The organism is Pantoea sp. EKM10T (genome assembly GCF_011800685.1).
GTDB lineage: Bacteria > Pseudomonadota > Gammaproteobacteria > Enterobacterales > Enterobacteriaceae > Pantoea > Pantoea agglomerans.
The window spans coordinates 474,652-491,571 of sequence record NZ_JAALEU010000003.1 but is presented as its reverse complement, the minus strand read 5'-3'; the positions used below and the strand labels follow the sequence as shown (position 1 = coordinate 491,571).

14 protein-coding genes are annotated in these 16,920 nt (G+C 56.4%); 9 read left to right on the top strand and 5 right to left on the bottom strand.

What is annotated here, in order from left to right:
- Positions 1-23 precede the first annotated feature (23 nt).
- The gene (locus HFD95_RS08810; RefSeq protein ID WP_167430128.1) at positions 24-773 is read right to left on the bottom strand and encodes an SDR family NAD(P)-dependent oxidoreductase; all 750 of its coding nucleotides are present in this window, start codon (positions 771-773) and stop codon (positions 24-26) included.
- A gap of 197 nt (positions 774-970) precedes the next feature.
- Between HFD95_RS08810 and HFD95_RS08805 the strand changes: the two genes are divergently transcribed.
- The 4 genes from HFD95_RS08805 to HFD95_RS08790 all read left to right on the top strand — a co-directional run bounded on the left by HFD95_RS08805 (position 971) and on the right by HFD95_RS08790 (position 5,948).
- Positions 971-1,873 (top strand): LysR substrate-binding domain-containing protein, encoded by a 903-nt coding sequence (locus HFD95_RS08805; protein WP_167430127.1) that lies wholly within the window; start codon positions 971-973, stop codon positions 1,871-1,873.
- A gap of 199 nt (positions 1,874-2,072) precedes the next feature.
- Positions 2,073-3,524: a sugar porter family MFS transporter gene (locus tag HFD95_RS08800; protein WP_022624569.1), complete on the top strand. Its 1,452-nt coding sequence runs from the start codon at positions 2,073-2,075 to the stop codon at positions 3,522-3,524.
- A 345-nt stretch (positions 3,525-3,869) separates the two neighbouring features.
- Positions 3,870-4,430 (top strand): lipid IV(A) palmitoyltransferase PagP, encoded by a 561-nt coding sequence (pagP, locus tag HFD95_RS08795; protein WP_167430126.1) that lies wholly within the window; start codon positions 3,870-3,872, stop codon positions 4,428-4,430.
- Between the two features lie 18 nt (positions 4,431-4,448).
- Positions 4,449-5,948, top strand: coding sequence for an alpha/beta fold hydrolase (locus tag HFD95_RS08790; protein ID WP_167430125.1), 1,500 nt, complete (start codon positions 4,449-4,451; stop codon positions 5,946-5,948).
- Between the two features lie 39 nt (positions 5,949-5,987).
- Here HFD95_RS08790 and HFD95_RS08785 read toward each other — a convergent pair whose 3' ends face one another.
- Entirely contained in the window at positions 5,988-6,842 is an 855-nt protein-coding gene (locus HFD95_RS08785) for an aldo/keto reductase family oxidoreductase (RefSeq protein ID WP_167430124.1), read from the bottom strand.
- A 95-nt stretch (positions 6,843-6,937) separates the two neighbouring features.
- Between HFD95_RS08785 and HFD95_RS08780 the strand changes: the two genes are divergently transcribed.
- Positions 6,938-7,885 (top strand): LysR family transcriptional regulator, encoded by a 948-nt coding sequence (locus HFD95_RS08780; protein ID WP_167430123.1) that lies wholly within the window; start codon positions 6,938-6,940, stop codon positions 7,883-7,885.
- Here the strand turns inward: HFD95_RS08780 and HFD95_RS08775 are convergent.
- Both HFD95_RS08775 and HFD95_RS08770 read right to left on the bottom strand, forming a co-directional pair.
- Complete coding sequence (locus tag HFD95_RS08775) at positions 7,850-12,382, bottom strand: ATP-dependent helicase (protein WP_167430122.1); 4,533 nt, start codon at positions 12,380-12,382, stop codon at positions 7,850-7,852. The two genes, HFD95_RS08780 and HFD95_RS08775, sit on opposite strands and share 36 nt — an antisense overlap.
- A gap of 109 nt (positions 12,383-12,491) precedes the next feature.
- The gene (locus HFD95_RS08770) at positions 12,492-13,682 is read right to left on the bottom strand and encodes an MFS transporter (protein WP_022624565.1); all 1,191 of its coding nucleotides are present in this window, start codon (positions 13,680-13,682) and stop codon (positions 12,492-12,494) included.
- A gap of 152 nt (positions 13,683-13,834) precedes the next feature.
- On the opposite strand from HFD95_RS08770, the gene HFD95_RS08765 reads away from it, so the two are divergent.
- The 3 genes from HFD95_RS08765 (at position 13,835) to HFD95_RS08755 (ending at position 15,154) form a co-directional block, all read left to right on the top strand.
- A complete protein-coding gene (locus HFD95_RS08765) occupies positions 13,835-14,107 on the top strand; it encodes an antitoxin (protein WP_022624564.1) in 273 nt (90 codons plus the stop codon).
- A complete protein-coding gene (locus HFD95_RS08760) occupies positions 14,107-14,472 on the top strand; it encodes a type II toxin-antitoxin system PemK/MazF family toxin (protein ID WP_031292451.1) in 366 nt (121 codons plus the stop codon). The genes HFD95_RS08765 and HFD95_RS08760 overlap by 1 nt, the downstream gene beginning before the upstream one ends.
- A 289-nt stretch (positions 14,473-14,761) precedes the next feature.
- A complete protein-coding gene (locus HFD95_RS08755) occupies positions 14,762-15,154 on the top strand; it encodes a VOC family protein (protein ID WP_031292449.1) in 393 nt (130 codons plus the stop codon).
- Between the two features lie 124 nt (positions 15,155-15,278).
- Here the strand turns inward: HFD95_RS08755 and HFD95_RS08750 are convergent, their stop codons facing one another.
- A complete protein-coding gene (locus tag HFD95_RS08750) occupies positions 15,279-15,896 on the bottom strand; it encodes a pyridoxamine 5'-phosphate oxidase family protein (protein WP_010246855.1) in 618 nt (205 codons plus the stop codon).
- A 409-nt stretch (positions 15,897-16,305) separates the two neighbouring features.
- Between HFD95_RS08750 and HFD95_RS08745 the strand changes: the two genes are divergently transcribed.
- Positions 16,306-16,854 carry a GNAT family N-acetyltransferase gene (locus tag HFD95_RS08745; protein ID WP_010670580.1) on the top strand — a complete coding sequence of 183 codons (549 nt, stop codon included), beginning with the start codon at positions 16,306-16,308 and terminating at the stop codon, positions 16,852-16,854.
- Positions 16,855-16,920: the final 66 nt, after the last annotated feature.

The following is a 16,920-nucleotide window of genomic DNA, read 5'->3' as shown; positions in this document are numbered from 1 at the left end:
GTGCGGGCAGGGAAGGGCGCTATTTAATGGATCAGCATGCCGCCGTTCACATCCAGCGTGATGCCGGTGAGATAACCGGAGAGATCGCTGGCGAGAAACAGCGCAGCGTTGGCGACGTCACTGGCGGACCCAAGGCGGCCGAGCGGAATTCCGTCGAGAATGGCGTGGCGGCGTTCATCCTGTAACAGGCCACCAGTGATGTCCGTCTGGATCAGACCGGGCGTCAGGGCATTAATGCGTATCTGGTCAGGGCCAAATTCGCGCGCCATCGCTTTAGTCAGGCCCAGAACGCCCGCTTTAGCGGCACTGTAGTGCGGGCCACCGAAAATCCCGCCGCCGCGCTGTGCTGAGACCGAGGACAGGCAGATGATGCTGCCGCCTTTCTGCTGCTGCATGGTGGGGATCACCGCCTGAGACATCAGCAGCGTGCCGCGCAGATTGACATCAAGAATACGGTTGTAATCCTCGATGCCGATTTCCAGTGTTTTAACCGGCTGAGTAATACCTGCATTGTTGACCAGCACATCAATACGGCCGAAGTGATCAAGGACCTGGTCGATAGCACGACGAACAGAGAGGGGATCGGTCACATCGGTGGCCAGGCCGAGATGCCCATCACCACAAGACAGTGCGCTGGCCTGGGCGGCCTGCAGATCTAAATCGAGCACGACCACGCGCGCGCCATGATGAGCAAAACAGGCGGCTGTGGCCCGGCCAATGCCGCGCTGAGAGGCGGCACCTGTAATAATCGCAACATTATTTTCGAGTAACATTGTCCACTCCAGAAAAATAATTATTAGTGGTTCGGTATCGCTACCGGCAGGGTCACGATCAGAATTGATAAAGCGGCTAATATTGGCAATGCAAAAAAATTCATTTGATGCTGAATGAATTTGTTGGTTTGATGCAGTTAACAATTCTGCGATTTAAAAATGGGCACACATCACAAAATTCCAGTGTGGAGAGGCGGATGGAAAAGCAGTCTGATCACTTACCTTCGATTAAATCACTGCGGGTTTTTGAGCAGGTGGCCCATTTTGGTAATGTCGCGCGTGCGGCCGAGGAATTAAGTATTACGCCTTCGGCGGCCAGTCATCAGCTGGCAAAACTGGAGCGTGAACTGGGCTGTATTCTGTTTAATCGTTCGGCAAAGGGCGTAGTGCTGACGCTGTCGGGTGAGCATTACCTCAGGGAGATTGGTCCGATACTGCTGAGTCTGACGCAGGCGACTGCACGCATCAGTAACGAGAAAGCCCGCAGCAACCTCAGGATCCACTGCGCGCCCAGTTTCGGTCTGCTGTGGCTGTTGCCGCGCATCCATAAATTTCGCGACAGCTATCCGGAGTTCCAGCTCACGCTCTCCTGCTCTTACGAGAATTTATCTTTCAGCCGCGACAATATTGATATTGCGATACGCCATGGATTCCCGGACTGGAACTCATTCGAGATAAAAACGATCCGCCACGAAAGAATGTCGGTGCTGGCCTCGCCTGAGTATCTGAAAAAGCATCCTGTTAATCAGGCCGCCGATTTAATTCATCATGCGCTGATATTATCGGAGTCGCCGCTTATTCAGTGGCCGCAATGGTTTGCTTCTCAGCAATTACCTCAGCCGGATAAAGAGTGGTTATTTCGCTTTGATCGCTCTTATATGAGTCTTGAGGCGGCTATGTTAGGCCACGGTCTTATATTTGAAAGTGAATTGCTGGCGGAGGATTATCTGCGCAGTGGAAAACTGGTCAGAGTCTTGTCCGAACAGGAGAGTCTGCCCGTGAGCGCCCATCATCTGGTCTTCCCACGTGGGTTTGCCCAGTTTCCCCGCGTCGCGCATTTCCTGAGCTGGATCCAGCAGGAACTGAAAGCGTTAACCTAATGTTAAGATGAATTTCCCGGCGTCATTATTGCGCTGGTTTATTTCTTCGGTCAACTATCCCTGTTATAAAAATCGCATTGCTAAAGCTAACTTTTAAATACCGTCTACACTTCTTTACCCACTCGGTAAATATGTTCCATTTCTATTCCGTATGAAATTTAATCAAACGGATGTTTAACTTATTAATGGCAGGGATATTATGAGTACGAATACACCAGACTCTGGTGAAGCGGGCGATCACGCGCCTGCGGATACGGTACGCCAGCGCATTTTTTTGGTGGTACTGGTTGCCACTATGGGCGCGCTGGCATTTGGTTATGACACCGGGATTATCTCGGGTGCGTTACCCTATATGACCTCACCACCCGATCAGGGTGGACTTGGACTGAACTCATTCACTGAAGGGCTGGTAGCCTCTTCGCTGGTGTTCGGTGCCGCGATCGGCTCTTTCCTGAGTGGTTTCTTCTCTGACCGATTTGGCCGGCGTATTACCCTACGCAGCCTGGCGGTTATTTTTGTGCTGGGTTCACTGGGAACAGCGCTGGCGCCTTCTGTCAACGTCATGGTGGCAATGCGCTTCCTGCTGGGGATTGCTGTCGGCGGCGGCTCCTCTACCGTGCCGGTGTTTATCGCCGAAATTGCCGGACCGCGCCTGCGTGCGCCGCTGGTCAGCCGCAATGAGCTGATGATCGTTACCGGACAGCTCATTGCTTATGTTGCCAGTACGCTGCTGAGCTATCTGCTGCATGATGAGCACCTGTGGCGCTACATGCTGGCAATTGCCATGGTACCGGGTCTTTTGCTGTTTATCGGCACGTTCTTCGTTCCCGCCTCACCTCACTGGCTGGTGGCGGAAGGGCGTCTGAAAGAGGCTAAAAAGATCCTGAAATATCTGCGTGAAACGCCGCGTGAAGTGCGCCATGAGATGGCGCAGATGAAGAAGCAGGCGAGAGCGGCGGAACGTGGGCCGGATGCGAAAACCTTGATCCGTGAAAAGTGGGTGATTCGCCTGATGGTTATCGGCGTCGGTCTGGGCTTTGTTGCCCAGTTCACCGGGGTAAATGGTTTTATGTATTACACCCCGATCATCCTTAAACAGACCGGACTTGGCACCAGCGCCTCGATTGCCGCGACCATCGGTAACGGCGTGGTCTCAGTGGTGGCGGCGATTGTAGGTATCTGGGCGGTCAGTCGCTTCCCGCGCCGGACGATGCTGATTACCGGCCTGTGTCTGGTGGTCGCTTCGCAGATTATGCTGGGCAGCGTGATGACCTTTATCGCTCCCAGCCTGATGCAGAGCTATCTCGCCCTGGCCTGTATTCTGCTATTCCTGTTCTGCATGCAGATGTGCATCTCGCCGGTCTACTGGCTGATGATGTCGGAACTGTTCCCGATGCAGTTGCGTGGCGTGTTAACCGGCGGCGCTGTCTCACTACAGTGGATCTTTAACGCGATAGTCGCCTTTGGTTTTCCACCGATAATGGAATATGCCGGCAGCACCACCTTCTTCATCTTTGCCGCGATTAACGTCGGGTCGCTGATTTTCGTGATGGCGATGGTGCCAGAGACGCGGGGCAAAAGCCTGGAAGAGATTGAGTCACACATGAAAGAGAAGTTTGGTGAAAAGCCAAAAGAGGCTGAAGCCTCCTGAGTCTCCCACCGGATTCAGCCCACCGGCTGAATCCGGTTTTACCTCCTTATCGCCTTATCTTGTTACCTCCTTATCTTCTTACTAACCGTTGCACCGCATTTCTCCGTCCTTATCCTCACTAAATCCCAGCAGACAACATTCACTGTAATCAGCAATTTTCCCTCGATTAATTTCCATACAGTTCTGGCGATTTCAGGCTGAAATCGCCAGAACCTGACTGAATAAGCTGTCGTTATTGTCTTCAGAAACTACCGGTTAAGCGAAGCATGACCGCTGACAAAGATTGCATCAGGCTCTGCGCTATACTCATTTTTCATCTGCTCCGCACGCTGACCGGTAGGCACTATGAAAATTTCAACCACCACGGCAGTTTTTGCCGCATTGCTGACTACTGCGCCATTGCATGCTGAAAACACACCAATCTCCTCCTGGTGGAATGGATTCACTGACGATGTTGCGCAGACCTGGAACGCGCCTCAGCATACCGATCTCTACCTGCCATTTATCAGCTGGCACGCCCGCTTTATGTACGACAAAGAAAAAACCGATAACTATAACGAGAATCCCTGGGGAGGCGGTCTGGGCATTTCCCGCTACAGCGACAGCGGCAACTGGAGCGCGCTTTATGCAATGGCTTTCAAAGACTCACACAATGAGTGGCAGCCGATTGTCGGTTATGGCTGGGAGAAGGGCTGGTATCCTGGTTCGAATCAGGACTTTCGTTTTGGCGCGGGATTAACCGCCGGTATCACCGCACGCGAAGATTTTGGTAACTATATTCCGCTACCGATTATTCTGCCGCTGTTCTCTGCCGGTTATAAGGCGCTGAATGTACAGTTCACCTATATTCCGGGCACGTACAATAATGGCAACGTGCTGTTCGCGTGGTTTCGCTATGCATTTTAATTTTTCAGGAAAGGATTTATGACCCGGAGGTGGAAAACCGTCACCCGCAGGCTCTGGCGCCTTGCGATTGTGTCTGGAGTATTGTTACTGCTGCTACTGATTATTCGAATCTATGAGGCGGAGCGCGGGCCGGAGTTACATCGCTGGCACACCTGGGTCCCGCATGAACTGACAGTAGAACAGCTTGATAATGCGACCTATGCCGACTACCTCAAGGCCGAAAATCATCTGTTCGACGAGATGAAGCAGCAGGTCAGCAACCGGCTGGATGCGGAAGATAAAACGCCACTCAACCGATACTATGCCGGCAGCATGATCTATCCGGGGCATTTCGCGCAGGACTGGAACCGTTCCTATATTCTGCAACCGACGGGCACGCCGCGCGGTGCGGTGGTGCTATTACATGGACTGACCGACAGTCCTTATAGTCTGCGGCATGTGGCGGAGGCTTACCGTCAGCAGGGTTATGTGGCAGTGGCGATACGGTTACCGGGTCATGGTACGGTGCCTTCGGGTCTGACCGATGTTGACTGGCAGGACTGGATGGCCGCCACACGTCTGGCGGTGCGGGAAGCGACCCGGCTGGCGGGCACGCAGACGCCGCTGCATCTGGTGGGTTTCTCGAACGGCGGGGCGCTGGCGATAAAATATGCGCTCGACAGCCTGGGCGATCACACGCTGCGTCGTCCGCAGCAATTGATTCTGTTATCGCCGATGATCGGTGTGACTCGTTTTGCCCGGTTCGCAGGTGTTGCCGGGTTGCCCTCTGTTTTCCCTGCCTTTTCGAAAACGGCCTGGCTGAATATCGTGCCGGAGTTTAATCCGTTTAAATACAACTCTTTTCCGGTTCACGCTGCCCGGCAAACCTATTTGCTGACGCAGGCGCTGCAGAAAGAGATCCTGCAATATGCGCGTAATCAGCAGCTCTCCGGTTTCCCGCCCGTGCTGACCTTTCAGTCGGTCATGGATTCCACCGTCAGTACGCCTTCGGTCATCCGCTCGCTCTATAATTATCTGCCAGTGAACGGCAGCGAACTGGTGCTGTTCGATATCAATCAGGCGGTCAGCGTCAGTCCGTTATTCCGCCACTCCTCATATACCGCGGTTAATCAGCTGTTGCCTGCGGCGCGTCGGAATTACTCATCCACAGTGATCACCAATGCCTCCGCCACCTCACTGGAGATGGTGACGAAAAGCGTTCCCGCGGGAGAGATGCAGGAACGGATTCAGCCGCTGGCAATTGCCTATCCTGCGGGTCTCTACTCGCTGTCGCACGTTGCGATTCCGTTCCCGGCCGAGGATGGGTTATATGGCAGTGCGCCCGCGCAGAAGAATGAGTTTGGTATCAGTTTTGGGACGTTGTCGCTGCGCGGCGAGAGTGCAGTGCTGATTGTCGGGCTGGACTCAATTATGCGCGCCACCTCTAACCCGTTTTATCCTTATATGATTAACCGAATCGATCATCACATCAGTTGTAGCGACAAGCCGCAACTTGCGGCCTGCCTCAGCAGTTTCTGAATCAGTACAGCATCAGGCCCGCATCGTGCGGGCCTGATGTTAAATAGCGTTCAGCTTTTCCATCACCTCATCCGACAGTTCCAGGCTGCCGCTGGCAAGATTCTCTTTAAGATGTTCCGGGGAAGAGGTGCCTGGAATCAGCAGAATATTTGGCGATCGCCGCAGCAGCCACGCAAGTGCGACCTGCATCGGCGTGGCATTCAGGGATGCAGCCACTTCATTAAGCTGATCCGACTGCAACGGAGAGAAGCCGCCCAGCGGGAAGAACGGCACATAAGCAATTCCCTGCTGCGCCAGCTGATCCACCAGCTCATCATCCTGTCGATGCGCCAGGTTATACATATTCTGCACGCAGACAATCGGCGTCATCGCCTGAGCTTCTGCGATCTGCGTGGCGGTAACGTTACTCAGGCCAATATGGCGAATCAGTCCGCGCGCCTGTAACGCCAGCAGCGCCTCCAGTTGTGGCTTCAGAGAGCCTTCTTTCGGCCTGGCCGGATGCAACATACTGCGCAGGTTCACCACTTCAATCACATCCAGCCCCAGGTTGCGCAGGTTATCTTCAACTGCCTGCGTCAGCGCCTCTGGCTCCATCGCCGCCAGCCAGCCGCCTGTGGCGTCGCGTCGGGCACCCACTTTGGTGACGATGCAGAGATCCTGCGGATAGGGATGTAGCGCCTTTTTAATCAGCTGGTTGGTTTCGTGCGGACCGTAAAAATCGCTGGTGTCGATATGATTAACGCCTGCCGCTACAGCGTCGCGCAAAACCCGGATTGCCCGGGCTTCATCTTTTACCGGGCCGAACACGCCCGGCCCGGCCAGTTGCATTGCGCCGTAGCCGATACGGTTAACTTCACGATCGCCTAACGTAAAAGTCATGGTGGTGTTTGACATGAAAACCTCCTGCGTGAATGTAGATCAATTGTAACGGTGATTCAGCTGTGCAACTATCCGGTGAAATCAGGATAGACTGTACGGGGTGATGCACAATGGCGATCGATATGGCGCTGCTGGATGCCGTCGTGGCGGTGGCAAAAGCGGGAGGGTTTCGGGAAGCGGCACGCGTCACCGGCAGCAATGCGTCACGCCTGAGCGATGCGGTACGACGGGCGGAACAACAGCTGGGCATTCGTCTGTTTCACCGCACCACCCGCACCGTGGTGTTAACCGAAGCGGGCAGGGCGCTGATGGAACGTCTGCTGCCCGCGATCAATGAAGTTAACGCCGCGCTGGATGCGGTTAATCGCTACCGAAACACCCCTGGTGGCACGCTGCGGCTGAATGTGCCGGTCAGTGCAACCCGGCTGGTGCTGCCCGCGCTGGTGCCGGAATTTTTGCAGCGTTATCCCGACATCCGGCTGGAAATTGTGGCGGAGAGCAGCGTGCAGGATGTCTTTCGAGACGGTTGTGACGCCGGAATTCGTTATGATGAGCGGCTGGAGCAGGATATGGTGGCGATGCCCATTGGCCCCAGACAGCAACGGTTCGCGCTGGCGGCTTCTCCGGCTTATCTGGCAGAACATGGCCGACCGGAACATCCGCGCGACCTGATCCATCATCGCTGTCTGCGTGGCCGTTATGCCAGCGGCATCATGGCTGACTGGACCTTCAGCCATGAGGGCGAAGAGATCAGCGTTGAAACCAGCGGGCCGCTGGTGGTTTCGGTCGGTGGCGCAATGGATCTGGCGGTGGAGGCGGCCATCGCCGGAAGCGGCGTGATATATCTGTTTGATGAGTGGCTCAGGCCAGCCCTTGACAGCGGCAGGCTGGACCCGCTGCTGCAACCCTGGTGGCTGACTTTCTCCGGTCCGTGGCTCTACTACAACGATCGCCGCCTGATCCCCGCCCCGCTTCAGGCATTTATCGACTTTGTGCGCGAAAAAAACGGGCGCGAAAACAACTCAGCTATACCAGCTAAACCCCTGTGGCACGCGTGAAAATCCGGCATGTCGCAACGCGTTAAGCAGTGGTGACTGCGAAACCGGTTCTCCATCTACCTTCTCCAGCGTGAAACTCGCGGGCTTTTCACGCTTCAGTGCCAGGCCCAGCGCCGCCACCGCGATCTGCTGCAGCGCGGGATCGTCGATGAATGTCAGCAACTCTTTGCCTCCCGGCGTCAGGTAAAGTACCAGCGCGCCGCCTGCAATCACCACGCGTCCCCCCTGACGGCGGGTCGGGCGGATGCCGCTGGCGTGGAGCGGCCAGCTCAGCAACGCGCCAAACGGATTTGCCGGGTCCGGTGCGGCCAGCGCCACAGCCTCTGTCGCGGTCAGCGGCTTTTCTGCCAGCTCCCGCAGCCGCTCAATGGTGTTATGGTCGGCAAACTGCGCGCCGCCCGCACCAGCGACAAACCGGCCACGCAGCAGCCGTCCGGCATCTTCCATGCTGCGTAATACCGGCTGTAACGCCGGGAATCCTCCGGGGATCTGCTCCGATATCGCGCTACCCCGGCTGATCACCCCATAACGGTCGAGAAGATTTTCCACCAGCGACAGGGCCAGCCGGGCAGGAGCAACCTCCTGTCGGTTAACCCGCGACCAGCGACCAGCCAGCGTGTTGACCGCCGGTCGGCGTGCAGAAAGTGCGCCCGGGGTGAAGCGCTGACCAAAACGGGTGCGCAGGGAACGCGCGGGACGTGAACGGGTCGCGCCTGGCGTGGTCAGCAGCCCACGCACCGCAATCCAGCTATCGGTAGTGACATAGCCCTGCCACACCAGTTGCCACAGGGCAGCATAAATATCGGTGGTTTGCGTTTCTGCCTCGTCCATCTGTGCCATGATCTCATGAACAAACCACGAGCCACCCCGGCTCAATGCGTCGAGAGTCGCCTGCTGAATCGGCGTCAGAGGCTGTATGGTGTCAATCACCGGCAGTGTTTCAGCGGCATATTCCGTGAGGTGCAGCGAGATCAACCCATCATTCTGACCCAGCGCTTTGTGTCCGCACCAGGTAACCTCGCCACTGGCTAACAGTTCATCGAGCATCGCGGGCTGATAGTCGGCTATCCTGGCGCGCAGGATTTGTGGCTCCCACAGCGAGGCCGGTAGCGGCACGCCCGCAAGTTGCTCAATCACACGTAACAGCCTGCTAACCCCCTGATGCTCTTCACGCTGCGTGTTAAGCACATCGTGACGCTCCAGCAGCAGACTAATCCAGGCGGCAGGTGGAACAGGCCGGGTTGCTTCACGTGCTGATTGCAGTGAACGTAAGCGTAACCGTTTGAAGATCTCTGTGGAAACCCACTCCGTATCCGATGCGCCCTCTGGCGAACCCATATTGAGCAGGTTGCCTTGCTGATGCAGGGAAAGCAGCACCTCATTCACGACGGCCACACCCAGACCAAAATGCGTGGCCAGCTGTCGGGCGGTGAACAGGGTATGGGTTCGGGCGTAGCGGTTAATGAGATCGCGGAGCGGATCGGCCTGCGGCTCCAGAAATGTTTCGGGCAGATCGTCAGGCAGTACAACGGCCAGTGCATCGCGCAGGCGGGCTGCATCTTCAATGATCGCCCAGCGCTCTTCACCGGCAAGGGTGACCGTAATCATTCGCTGCGCGGCATCGAACTGCGTTATGGCTTCCGCGATCTGCTGGGCGTTGCCACTGAAACGTGCCGCAATACCGGCAACCGCGAGCGGGCCAAGATCGCGCAGCAGATCGATAATGCCTTCGGCGTGTTGTGCCTGATAGCGGGAATCGATGCGCTGCAGTTCCTGTTCAACCTGCTCAACGACGTCAGGTGCCAGCAAATCACGCTTGCTGGTCTGGCCGAGAAGCTCACCCAGCAGGTTACTGTCGAGCGCCAGCAGTGAGGCGCGCCGTTCTGCCAGGGGGGCGTCGCTGGCGTAAATAAACTCTGCAACATAGCCAAACAGCAGCGGCGCGGCAAAAGGGGAGGGCTGTTCGGTCGTCACCTCGACCAGCTTTACCTTTCCCTGTGCCATCTGTTCCATCAGCTGGTGCAGGGCAGGCAGATCGTAGACATCCTGCAGACATTCGCGTGCGGTTTCGATAAGGATGGGGAAATCGTCATACTGTCGTGCAACTTCCAGCAACTGACCGGCGCGCAGCCGCTGCTGCCAGAGCGGCGAACGTTTGCCCGGATTACGCCTCGGCAGCAGCAGAGCGTGTGAGGCACATTCACGGAAGCGGGCGGCAAACAGCGCCGACTGACCGACACTCTCAGTGACCTCCCGGGTCAACTGGTCGGCGTCGAACATAAACAGGTCAGCGCCGGGTAACACTCCCTCGCTGGCGGGAAAGCGGGCCACGATGCCGTCATCGCTGGCCGCAACAGAAGCATCAATGCCCAGGCGTTGCTGGATTCGGGCGGCAATCGCCAGCGCCCAGGGCGCATTGACCCGCTTTCCCCAGGGCGAATGCAGGATCACCCGCCAGTCGCCGATTTCGTCACGGCAGCGTTCGATCAGCAATGTGCGATCGTCCGGCAGTACGCCGGTCGCGGTGCGTTGTTCAGCCAGCAAAGCCAGCAGATTCGTGACTGCGCGGGCATCCAGCCCCAGCGCGCCCAACTGCTCCTGCGCATCCGCCGGTGAAGCCGCACTCAGATGACGCAGAAACAGCCCGAGGCTGGCACCCGATTCGGCCGAGCGGCCCACACCTTCTCCGCGCCAGAAAGGCAGACGAGCCGGACGGCCTGGCGCAGGCACCACCAGTACCTGGTCGTGGGTAATCTGCTGAATCCGCCACGACGTTGCGCCCAGGGTAATAATGTCATTGACCCGCGACTCATAGACCATCTCTTCATCCAGCTCGCCGACACGACGTGAGCCAGCCTGCTCTTCGCCTTCCGGCAGGATGACGCTGAACATGCCGCGATCGGGAATGGTGCCGCCGCTGGTCACGGCCAGATGCTGAGCGCCGGGTCGCGGCGTCAGCAGTCCGCTCTGACGATCCCACACCAGCTGCGGCCGTAGCTGAGCAAAAGCGTCAGAGGGAAACTTACCCGCCAGCATATCGAGCGTGGCATCAAACAGCCGACGCGACAGAGTGCGAAACGGATCGGCCCGACAGACCTGCGTGTACCAATCATCGACCTGTAAGGGATCCATTGCGACGGCCGCCAGGGTTTGCTGCGCCAGAATATCGAGCGGGTTACGTGGCGGAGCCAGCGCATCGAGCTGGCCCGCACGCATTGACTGCAATATGACGGCCGAATCCAGCAGATCGCGTCGGGTGCGCGGAAAGAGGATGCCGGTTGATACGCCGCCGACCTGATGTCCGGCGCGTCCCACGCGCTGCAGTGCACTGGCGACTGAAAGCGGTGCGCCCACCTGGATCACCAGATCCACCGGCCCCATATCAATGCCAAGTTCCAGACTGGAAGTCGCCACCACGCAGCGCAGTCTGCCCAGCTTCAGTGCGGCTTCAATCTCGCCTCGCTGCTCCTTCGAGACGGACCCGTGGTGCGAGCGGGCAATAAGATCGTCACTGTCGTCCGGTTCTGCATCCCGATCGCCAGCGGCTGTCTGCTGCGCCAGATAACGCGCATTGAGCCGCGCAGTCAGCTTTTCCGCCAGGCCACGCGAATTCACAAACACCAGCGTGGCGCGATGGGACATGACCTGCTGCAGAATGCGCGCTTCAATGTGCGGCCAGATCGAACCGCTGGCAGAGGTGGCTTCACCGGTCAGGTCATCGGGGCTGGCGATATCGGTCATATCTTCGACCGGAACCTCGATGGTCAGGTGCAGCGTCCGATCGGCGGCCGGATTAACGACCTGAACGGGCTGACAGCCGCCAAGGAAGGCGGCGACCCGCTCAACCGGTCGTACCGTAGCGGAAAGCCCGATACGCTGGGCGGGCTGTGGCAGCAGCGCATCCAGCCTCTCCAGGCTCAGCGCCAGCTGGGAACCCCGCTTCGATCCCGCCACCGCATGCACCTCATCGACGATGACCGTGGTCACGCCCTGCAGCGTCGTTCGCGCTTTTGAGGTCAGCATCAGAAACAGTGACTCGGGTGTGGTGATCAGAATATCGGGCGGGCGGCGCACCAGCCTGGCGCGCTCTGCACCGGGCGTATCGCCGGATCGCATTCCGATATTCAGAGTGATCTCTGGCTCATTCAGCGCCTGCCGCTCAGCGTAAACGCCTGCCAGCGGCAGATTAAGGTTGCGCTGTACGTCCGCGGCCAGCGCTTTAACCGGTGAAATATAGAGAATGCGGGTGGTCGTTTCACGTGCAGGTGAGGGCTGCGCGGTTCGGAACTGAAACAACGTGTCGATGGCGGTGAGGAAGGCCGCCAGCGTCTTCCCTGAACCGGTCGGGGCGATCACCAGCGCATGTTCTCCGCTGGCTATCGCCTGCCATGCCGCCTGCTGCACCGGCGTGGGTGCAACAAAGGTGGCAGAAAACCAGCGTCGTGTGGCGGATGAAAACCGGGCTAAAACCGCATCAGATTGGGATTTCGACATCATACTCACGGTATCACGCAGCAACTGCGCCTGAAATTAATCCGTTGAGTGTAAGTGAAAATTGCCGTTTGTGGATGACGCGGCAGATATCTGGCCGCGTCGGGCGGATTTATTAACTGGCCGCTCCGGCTAAAGCGCGACCTCTGATCGCCAGCAGCGACACCAGTGCCAGCACGATAATAGTCATGCCATAGAACCAGGCGGTCTGGTTCAGCCCGATATGCGGCGCTGCCACTCCGGCGGCAATCGCAGGGAGGGCAAAGGCGAGATAGCTTTTGATCAAAAAGGCGGAGAACAGTCCGGCGCGTTCATGACTTTCAGCTAACTGCATAATGATCTTCAGCACGCTGGAGAAAATCGATCCAAATCCCTGACCCGCAATGGCAGTGCCGAGATAGAGCCAGGCCACGCTGTGCAGAGAAAGGCCCGCAAGAGTGACGCTGACGCCCACTATCAGCATCAGCGTACCGATAACTAATGCCCGCGCAGGCGGTAACGGGCGAAAGAGAAATACTGCTGCCGTTGCGCTCAGCATCAGCGTCGCCACAATCGAGCCGCCGATAAAAGGCGATGTCAGGCCGGTTGCGTTCGCCACCATTGAGGGCATCAGTGAAAGGTAAAATCCGCCCAGCATCCAGGTTGCGATATTAACCGGCGTCACCATTAACAGCGGGCCCAGCGCGCGTCGCGGTATGCTGACCTGAGGTCGCAGTGCGGCCAGAACACCCGGCTGAGGCGCAATGGTTTCTGGTATTAGCGGCAACAGCGCCATGGCAACCAGCATCAGTATCAGCAGCAGCGCGTAAAGCGTCACCGTGGGAAAGGGCGCAAAGGTGACCAGTATGCCGCCCGCCAGCGTGCCCAGCGTCATCCCCAGAAAGGCGGTGAATGAGTTCAGCAGTGGCCCACGGGTTTTACTGGCGTCAATCAGGCTGGCACCAAAGGTCGGTAAGGCAATACCGGTAGCAAAGCCCTGCACCAGCCGGGCGGCGATTAAGGTGGTGGCAGAGTTGGCAGACATAAAGATCACCAGCGCGACCGCATTGATCGCCAGCGCCAGCAGCATCAGCGGGCGGCGGCCGGTATAGTCGGACACTTTACCGACCGTCAGCAGCGCGGCCAGCAACGCGAAAGCATAGGCACCAAAGATCAGCGTCAGCATGGTCGGCGTCAAATGAAACAGGCTGCGATAAAGTGGGTAGAGCGGCGTTGGCGCACTGCTGGTGGCGGAAATCAGCGCCGCACCGGTAAAACTGAAAAGCGTGGTGCGGGCAGCAGCCTGAGGCGTCAATGTGGGGTTCATGGAAATCACCTTAATGCAAAGTATTAGCTTTTAATAAGGTATACGGCTATCTGTACCTTAATGCAATATCTTTGCTTTAACCTATTTTGCTGTGTGACTTAGTGTCACCCTGTGGTAAGATTTGTGTTACTAAGTCACACATGGGAGGAGATATGGCTTCAACAAGACTTCGTCAGCAGGGCGGGGCGGTCGTGCTGACTATCCCCAGCGAGATTGCTGCCAGAGCGGGCTGGACTGTTGGCATTGAGCTGGACGTCACCGCAGAAGGCGAATCCGTGAATATTGTGCCGGTAACGCGTGTACCACGCGGTCGCCGCACAGTTGCTCAGTTGCTGGCCGGTATCGATCAGCAGGAAATTCAACAGTATAACGAAGAGGCCGCCGACGGGCTGAACGACGCGCCGCAGGGCAGGGAGCATATCTGATGGTTTCAAGGAGAGTGCCGCAGAAAGGCGAAATCTGGCACGTTAATGGCGATCCGGTTGAAGGGCGAGAGTTTAAAGGGCCGCATTATTACCTTGTTATCTCGCAACGGGAGTTGGTTGCGGCTTTGGGAACGGCAGTTTGCGTGCCGGTAACAAGTGGCGGCGGCGCATCACGCTCACAGGGCGTGACCGTTTATCTGGACGGTAACAGCACAGATACTGGCAAAGTGAACGGCGTGGCGCTGTGCTATCAGGTGCGCTCGCTTGACCTGACTGCGCGCAGGGCAAGCTATGCCGCCACAGTTGAGCCACATGTTATGGATGAAATATTGTCTTTGGTCGTAGACCTTATCGACCCGCGGTAAATCAACACTGGCTGAAAGTTAAAACTTAATAATTATAAATTCCTGGAAAGCATAAAGGTCTGGTCCATATTGTGATCGTGTGACCTGATGCAAGCGTTACAACCCCAAATGGGGCTCGTTAATGCTAACTCACATCCGCTCTCCCTTCGCCTGCGCTTTGTCTCTCCGGGCCGCTTTCCTGCGCTCTTCTCTGTCCGTTTCCTGATACGTGTTGTTATGTGCTTTGTGGGTTGTTTATCAATAATATTTCGGCGAGTCTCACTGTTAATAACAATCAGGGAGCCAGATGATGAAGATAGCTGAGATCGATCATATCCATCTCTACGTTGAAAATATTGAACAGGCAGAAAAGTGGTACAACGAGATCCTGGGCTTTGAACACGACCCTTCCCTGTACTTCTGGTTTGAACAGGGTGGGCCGCTGGTCATAAGAAATAACAGGGCATCACTCTCTCTTTTCCTGCGAAAATCTCAGCCACCAGGCCATACGGTGGCTTTCGGGGTGGCAGCATCATTTTTCAACGAACTTATGCCTGTACTCCGTAAGAATAAAATCCCTTTCAGCGTCAGTGACCACGACGTGTCGATGTCCGTCTATTTCAGCGATCTCAGTAATAATAAAATTGAAGTGACCTCTTACGACTACCTGCATGCAAAGCAGATACTGGAGAGCTTTGCGTAACGCTATCGCTGTTTGCGCTTAGAGGCGTGACTGCAGGCGCACTTGTGATCTCCGTTCCGAAAGTATAAGTACTTCACTCATCAGCACGCCGGATCAAGTGAAGCCTCCAGGCCCTGAACGGCGATTAGTAAAGTGAGTTCTTCAATCTCTCAGGCAGCGCTTTGTCGTAGGCATCGCCATCAATCTCTGCAATCTGTTTGAGGATGGAACCGGTGCTGGGCAGCGACTGCCGTGAGATCTGCGTTTCGGCATCCCATAATCCGGAGCGAATAATCGCCCGGCTGCACTGAAAGAAAACGCTCTCCACAGTGATGCGCAATACGGTTTTTGGCAGCTGATTGTTGATGGCAAAGCGCTCAAGCAGCGCCGGGTCGGTGCTGATTGCTGCCGTGCCGTTCACGCGCAACGTCTCGCCAATGCCAGGGATGAGAAAAAGCAGCGCTACCCGATTGTCATGCAGAATGTTGCGCAGGCTGTCGATGCGGTTATTGCCGCGTCTGTCGGGTAGTAACAGGGTCTTGTCATCTTCGATTTCGATAAATCCGGCCGGATCGCCGCGCGGTGAAACATCCAGTCCCTCAGGCCCCGACGTTGCCAGCGCCACAAAAGGCGAGGCGGCGATAAACGGACGATAGGCGGGATGAATATGATCCGTCTCTTTAGCGACAGAGGGCCGGGCGACCGTGCCGTAAAGACCTTCAAGTTCGGTAAGTTCAGTGATAATGCTGCTCTGTTCAGACATTTTTGCACTTTCCTTTCACTATTCAGATCCTCATAACGCTGAAGGTGAGACTACACAGACCCGACGCGCCAGTTTAAGCTGCACTTTAACACCCATGCAGCGTATTCAGAACCCGTTCGCCACCCTTTATGGCAATCGCCCCAGGTGAATCCGTCTTCCCGCCGCGAAAACAGCTTATTACCTGGGGCGGCAACCTCTTTCCACCCTTTACCAATATCAGAAGCACAACACAACGAAGTGACAGCCTCTGATGAGAGATCCATATTTTGCAATCAGATGAGTACAAAACCGCGGCTTGTGCTCTGAAATTAGCCACCGTTCGTTAAGCGTATTAACAGAGTTGGTGACAGCAGAAGTTGCTGATATAAAGAGTAAAGATTGCTTATTCAGCACCTAAAAGGAGCGCATGATGGTTTGGGAATCAGAGCGGCTGCTCTACAGATATACTCTTCGCGAGGATCTTGACGACCTCTTCAGAATTTATGGCGACCCCGAAACGCATAAATTTAACCCGCGAGGTCCATGGCCCGACAGAACGTATGCCATTCAGGCCATAGAGCGCATATTACAGAGCTATCAGGAACAGGGTTTTGGCGACTGGACGATATTTGAGAAAGCCCATCCGGATAAAATCATTGGCTTTGGGGGCGTTTTCAGAAGCCAGTTTGACGGTCGTCAGACGAATAATCTCGGTTACCGGTTTGAGCCTGCTGCCTGGGGAAAAGGGTATGCCACCGAGCTTTCCCGCAGAGCCATTCGCTACGGATTCGAAGAGGCCGGGCTGAGCATCATTACGGGTGTGACGCGCGAAAACCATCTGGCTTCGCGGCGGGTACTGGAAAAAGCGGGCCTGACCTTTTTGAAAAAGGTCGACGATCCTGAGGGGTTGCCTCCCAGCCTGATGTACACCCTGACACGACGTGACTGGCTTGCGGCTGGCAACATCGTTACCGAATAAGTTTGATCTTTCCCGTTTGTGATTCAGGCGTGGCGAAATCTGCGCCACCTTTTCGCGCAAAGTCCC

Excerpts from the sequence above, each read along its gene's own strand:
- HFD95_RS08810 (WP_167430128.1), bottom strand. The coding sequence starts at position 773 with ATGTTACTCGAAAATAATGTTGCGATTATTACAGGTGCCGCCTCTCAG.
- HFD95_RS08805 (WP_167430127.1), top strand. The coding sequence starts at position 971 with ATGGAAAAGCAGTCTGATCACTTACCTTCGATTAAATCACTGCGGGTT.
- HFD95_RS08800 (WP_022624569.1), top strand. The coding sequence starts at position 2,073 with ATGAGTACGAATACACCAGACTCTGGTGAAGCGGGCGATCACGCGCCT.
- pagP (WP_167430126.1), top strand. The coding sequence starts at position 3,870 with ATGAAAATTTCAACCACCACGGCAGTTTTTGCCGCATTGCTGACTACT.
- HFD95_RS08790 (WP_167430125.1), top strand. The coding sequence starts at position 4,449 with ATGACCCGGAGGTGGAAAACCGTCACCCGCAGGCTCTGGCGCCTTGCG.
- HFD95_RS08785 (WP_167430124.1), bottom strand. The coding sequence starts at position 6,842 with ATGTCAAACACCACCATGACTTTTACGTTAGGCGATCGTGAAGTTAAC.
- HFD95_RS08780 (WP_167430123.1), top strand. The coding sequence starts at position 6,938 with ATGGCGATCGATATGGCGCTGCTGGATGCCGTCGTGGCGGTGGCAAAA.
- HFD95_RS08775 (WP_167430122.1), bottom strand. The coding sequence starts at position 12,382 with ATGATGTCGAAATCCCAATCTGATGCGGTTTTAGCCCGGTTTTCATCC.
- HFD95_RS08770 (WP_022624565.1), bottom strand. The coding sequence starts at position 13,682 with ATGAACCCCACATTGACGCCTCAGGCTGCTGCCCGCACCACGCTTTTC.
- HFD95_RS08765 (WP_022624564.1), top strand. The coding sequence starts at position 13,835 with ATGGCTTCAACAAGACTTCGTCAGCAGGGCGGGGCGGTCGTGCTGACT.
- HFD95_RS08760 (WP_031292451.1), top strand. The coding sequence starts at position 14,107 with ATGGTTTCAAGGAGAGTGCCGCAGAAAGGCGAAATCTGGCACGTTAAT.
- HFD95_RS08755 (WP_031292449.1), top strand. The coding sequence starts at position 14,762 with ATGAAGATAGCTGAGATCGATCATATCCATCTCTACGTTGAAAATATT.
- HFD95_RS08750 (WP_010246855.1), bottom strand. The coding sequence starts at position 15,896 with ATGTCTGAACAGAGCAGCATTATCACTGAACTTACCGAACTTGAAGGT.
- HFD95_RS08745 (WP_010670580.1), top strand. The coding sequence starts at position 16,306 with ATGGTTTGGGAATCAGAGCGGCTGCTCTACAGATATACTCTTCGCGAG.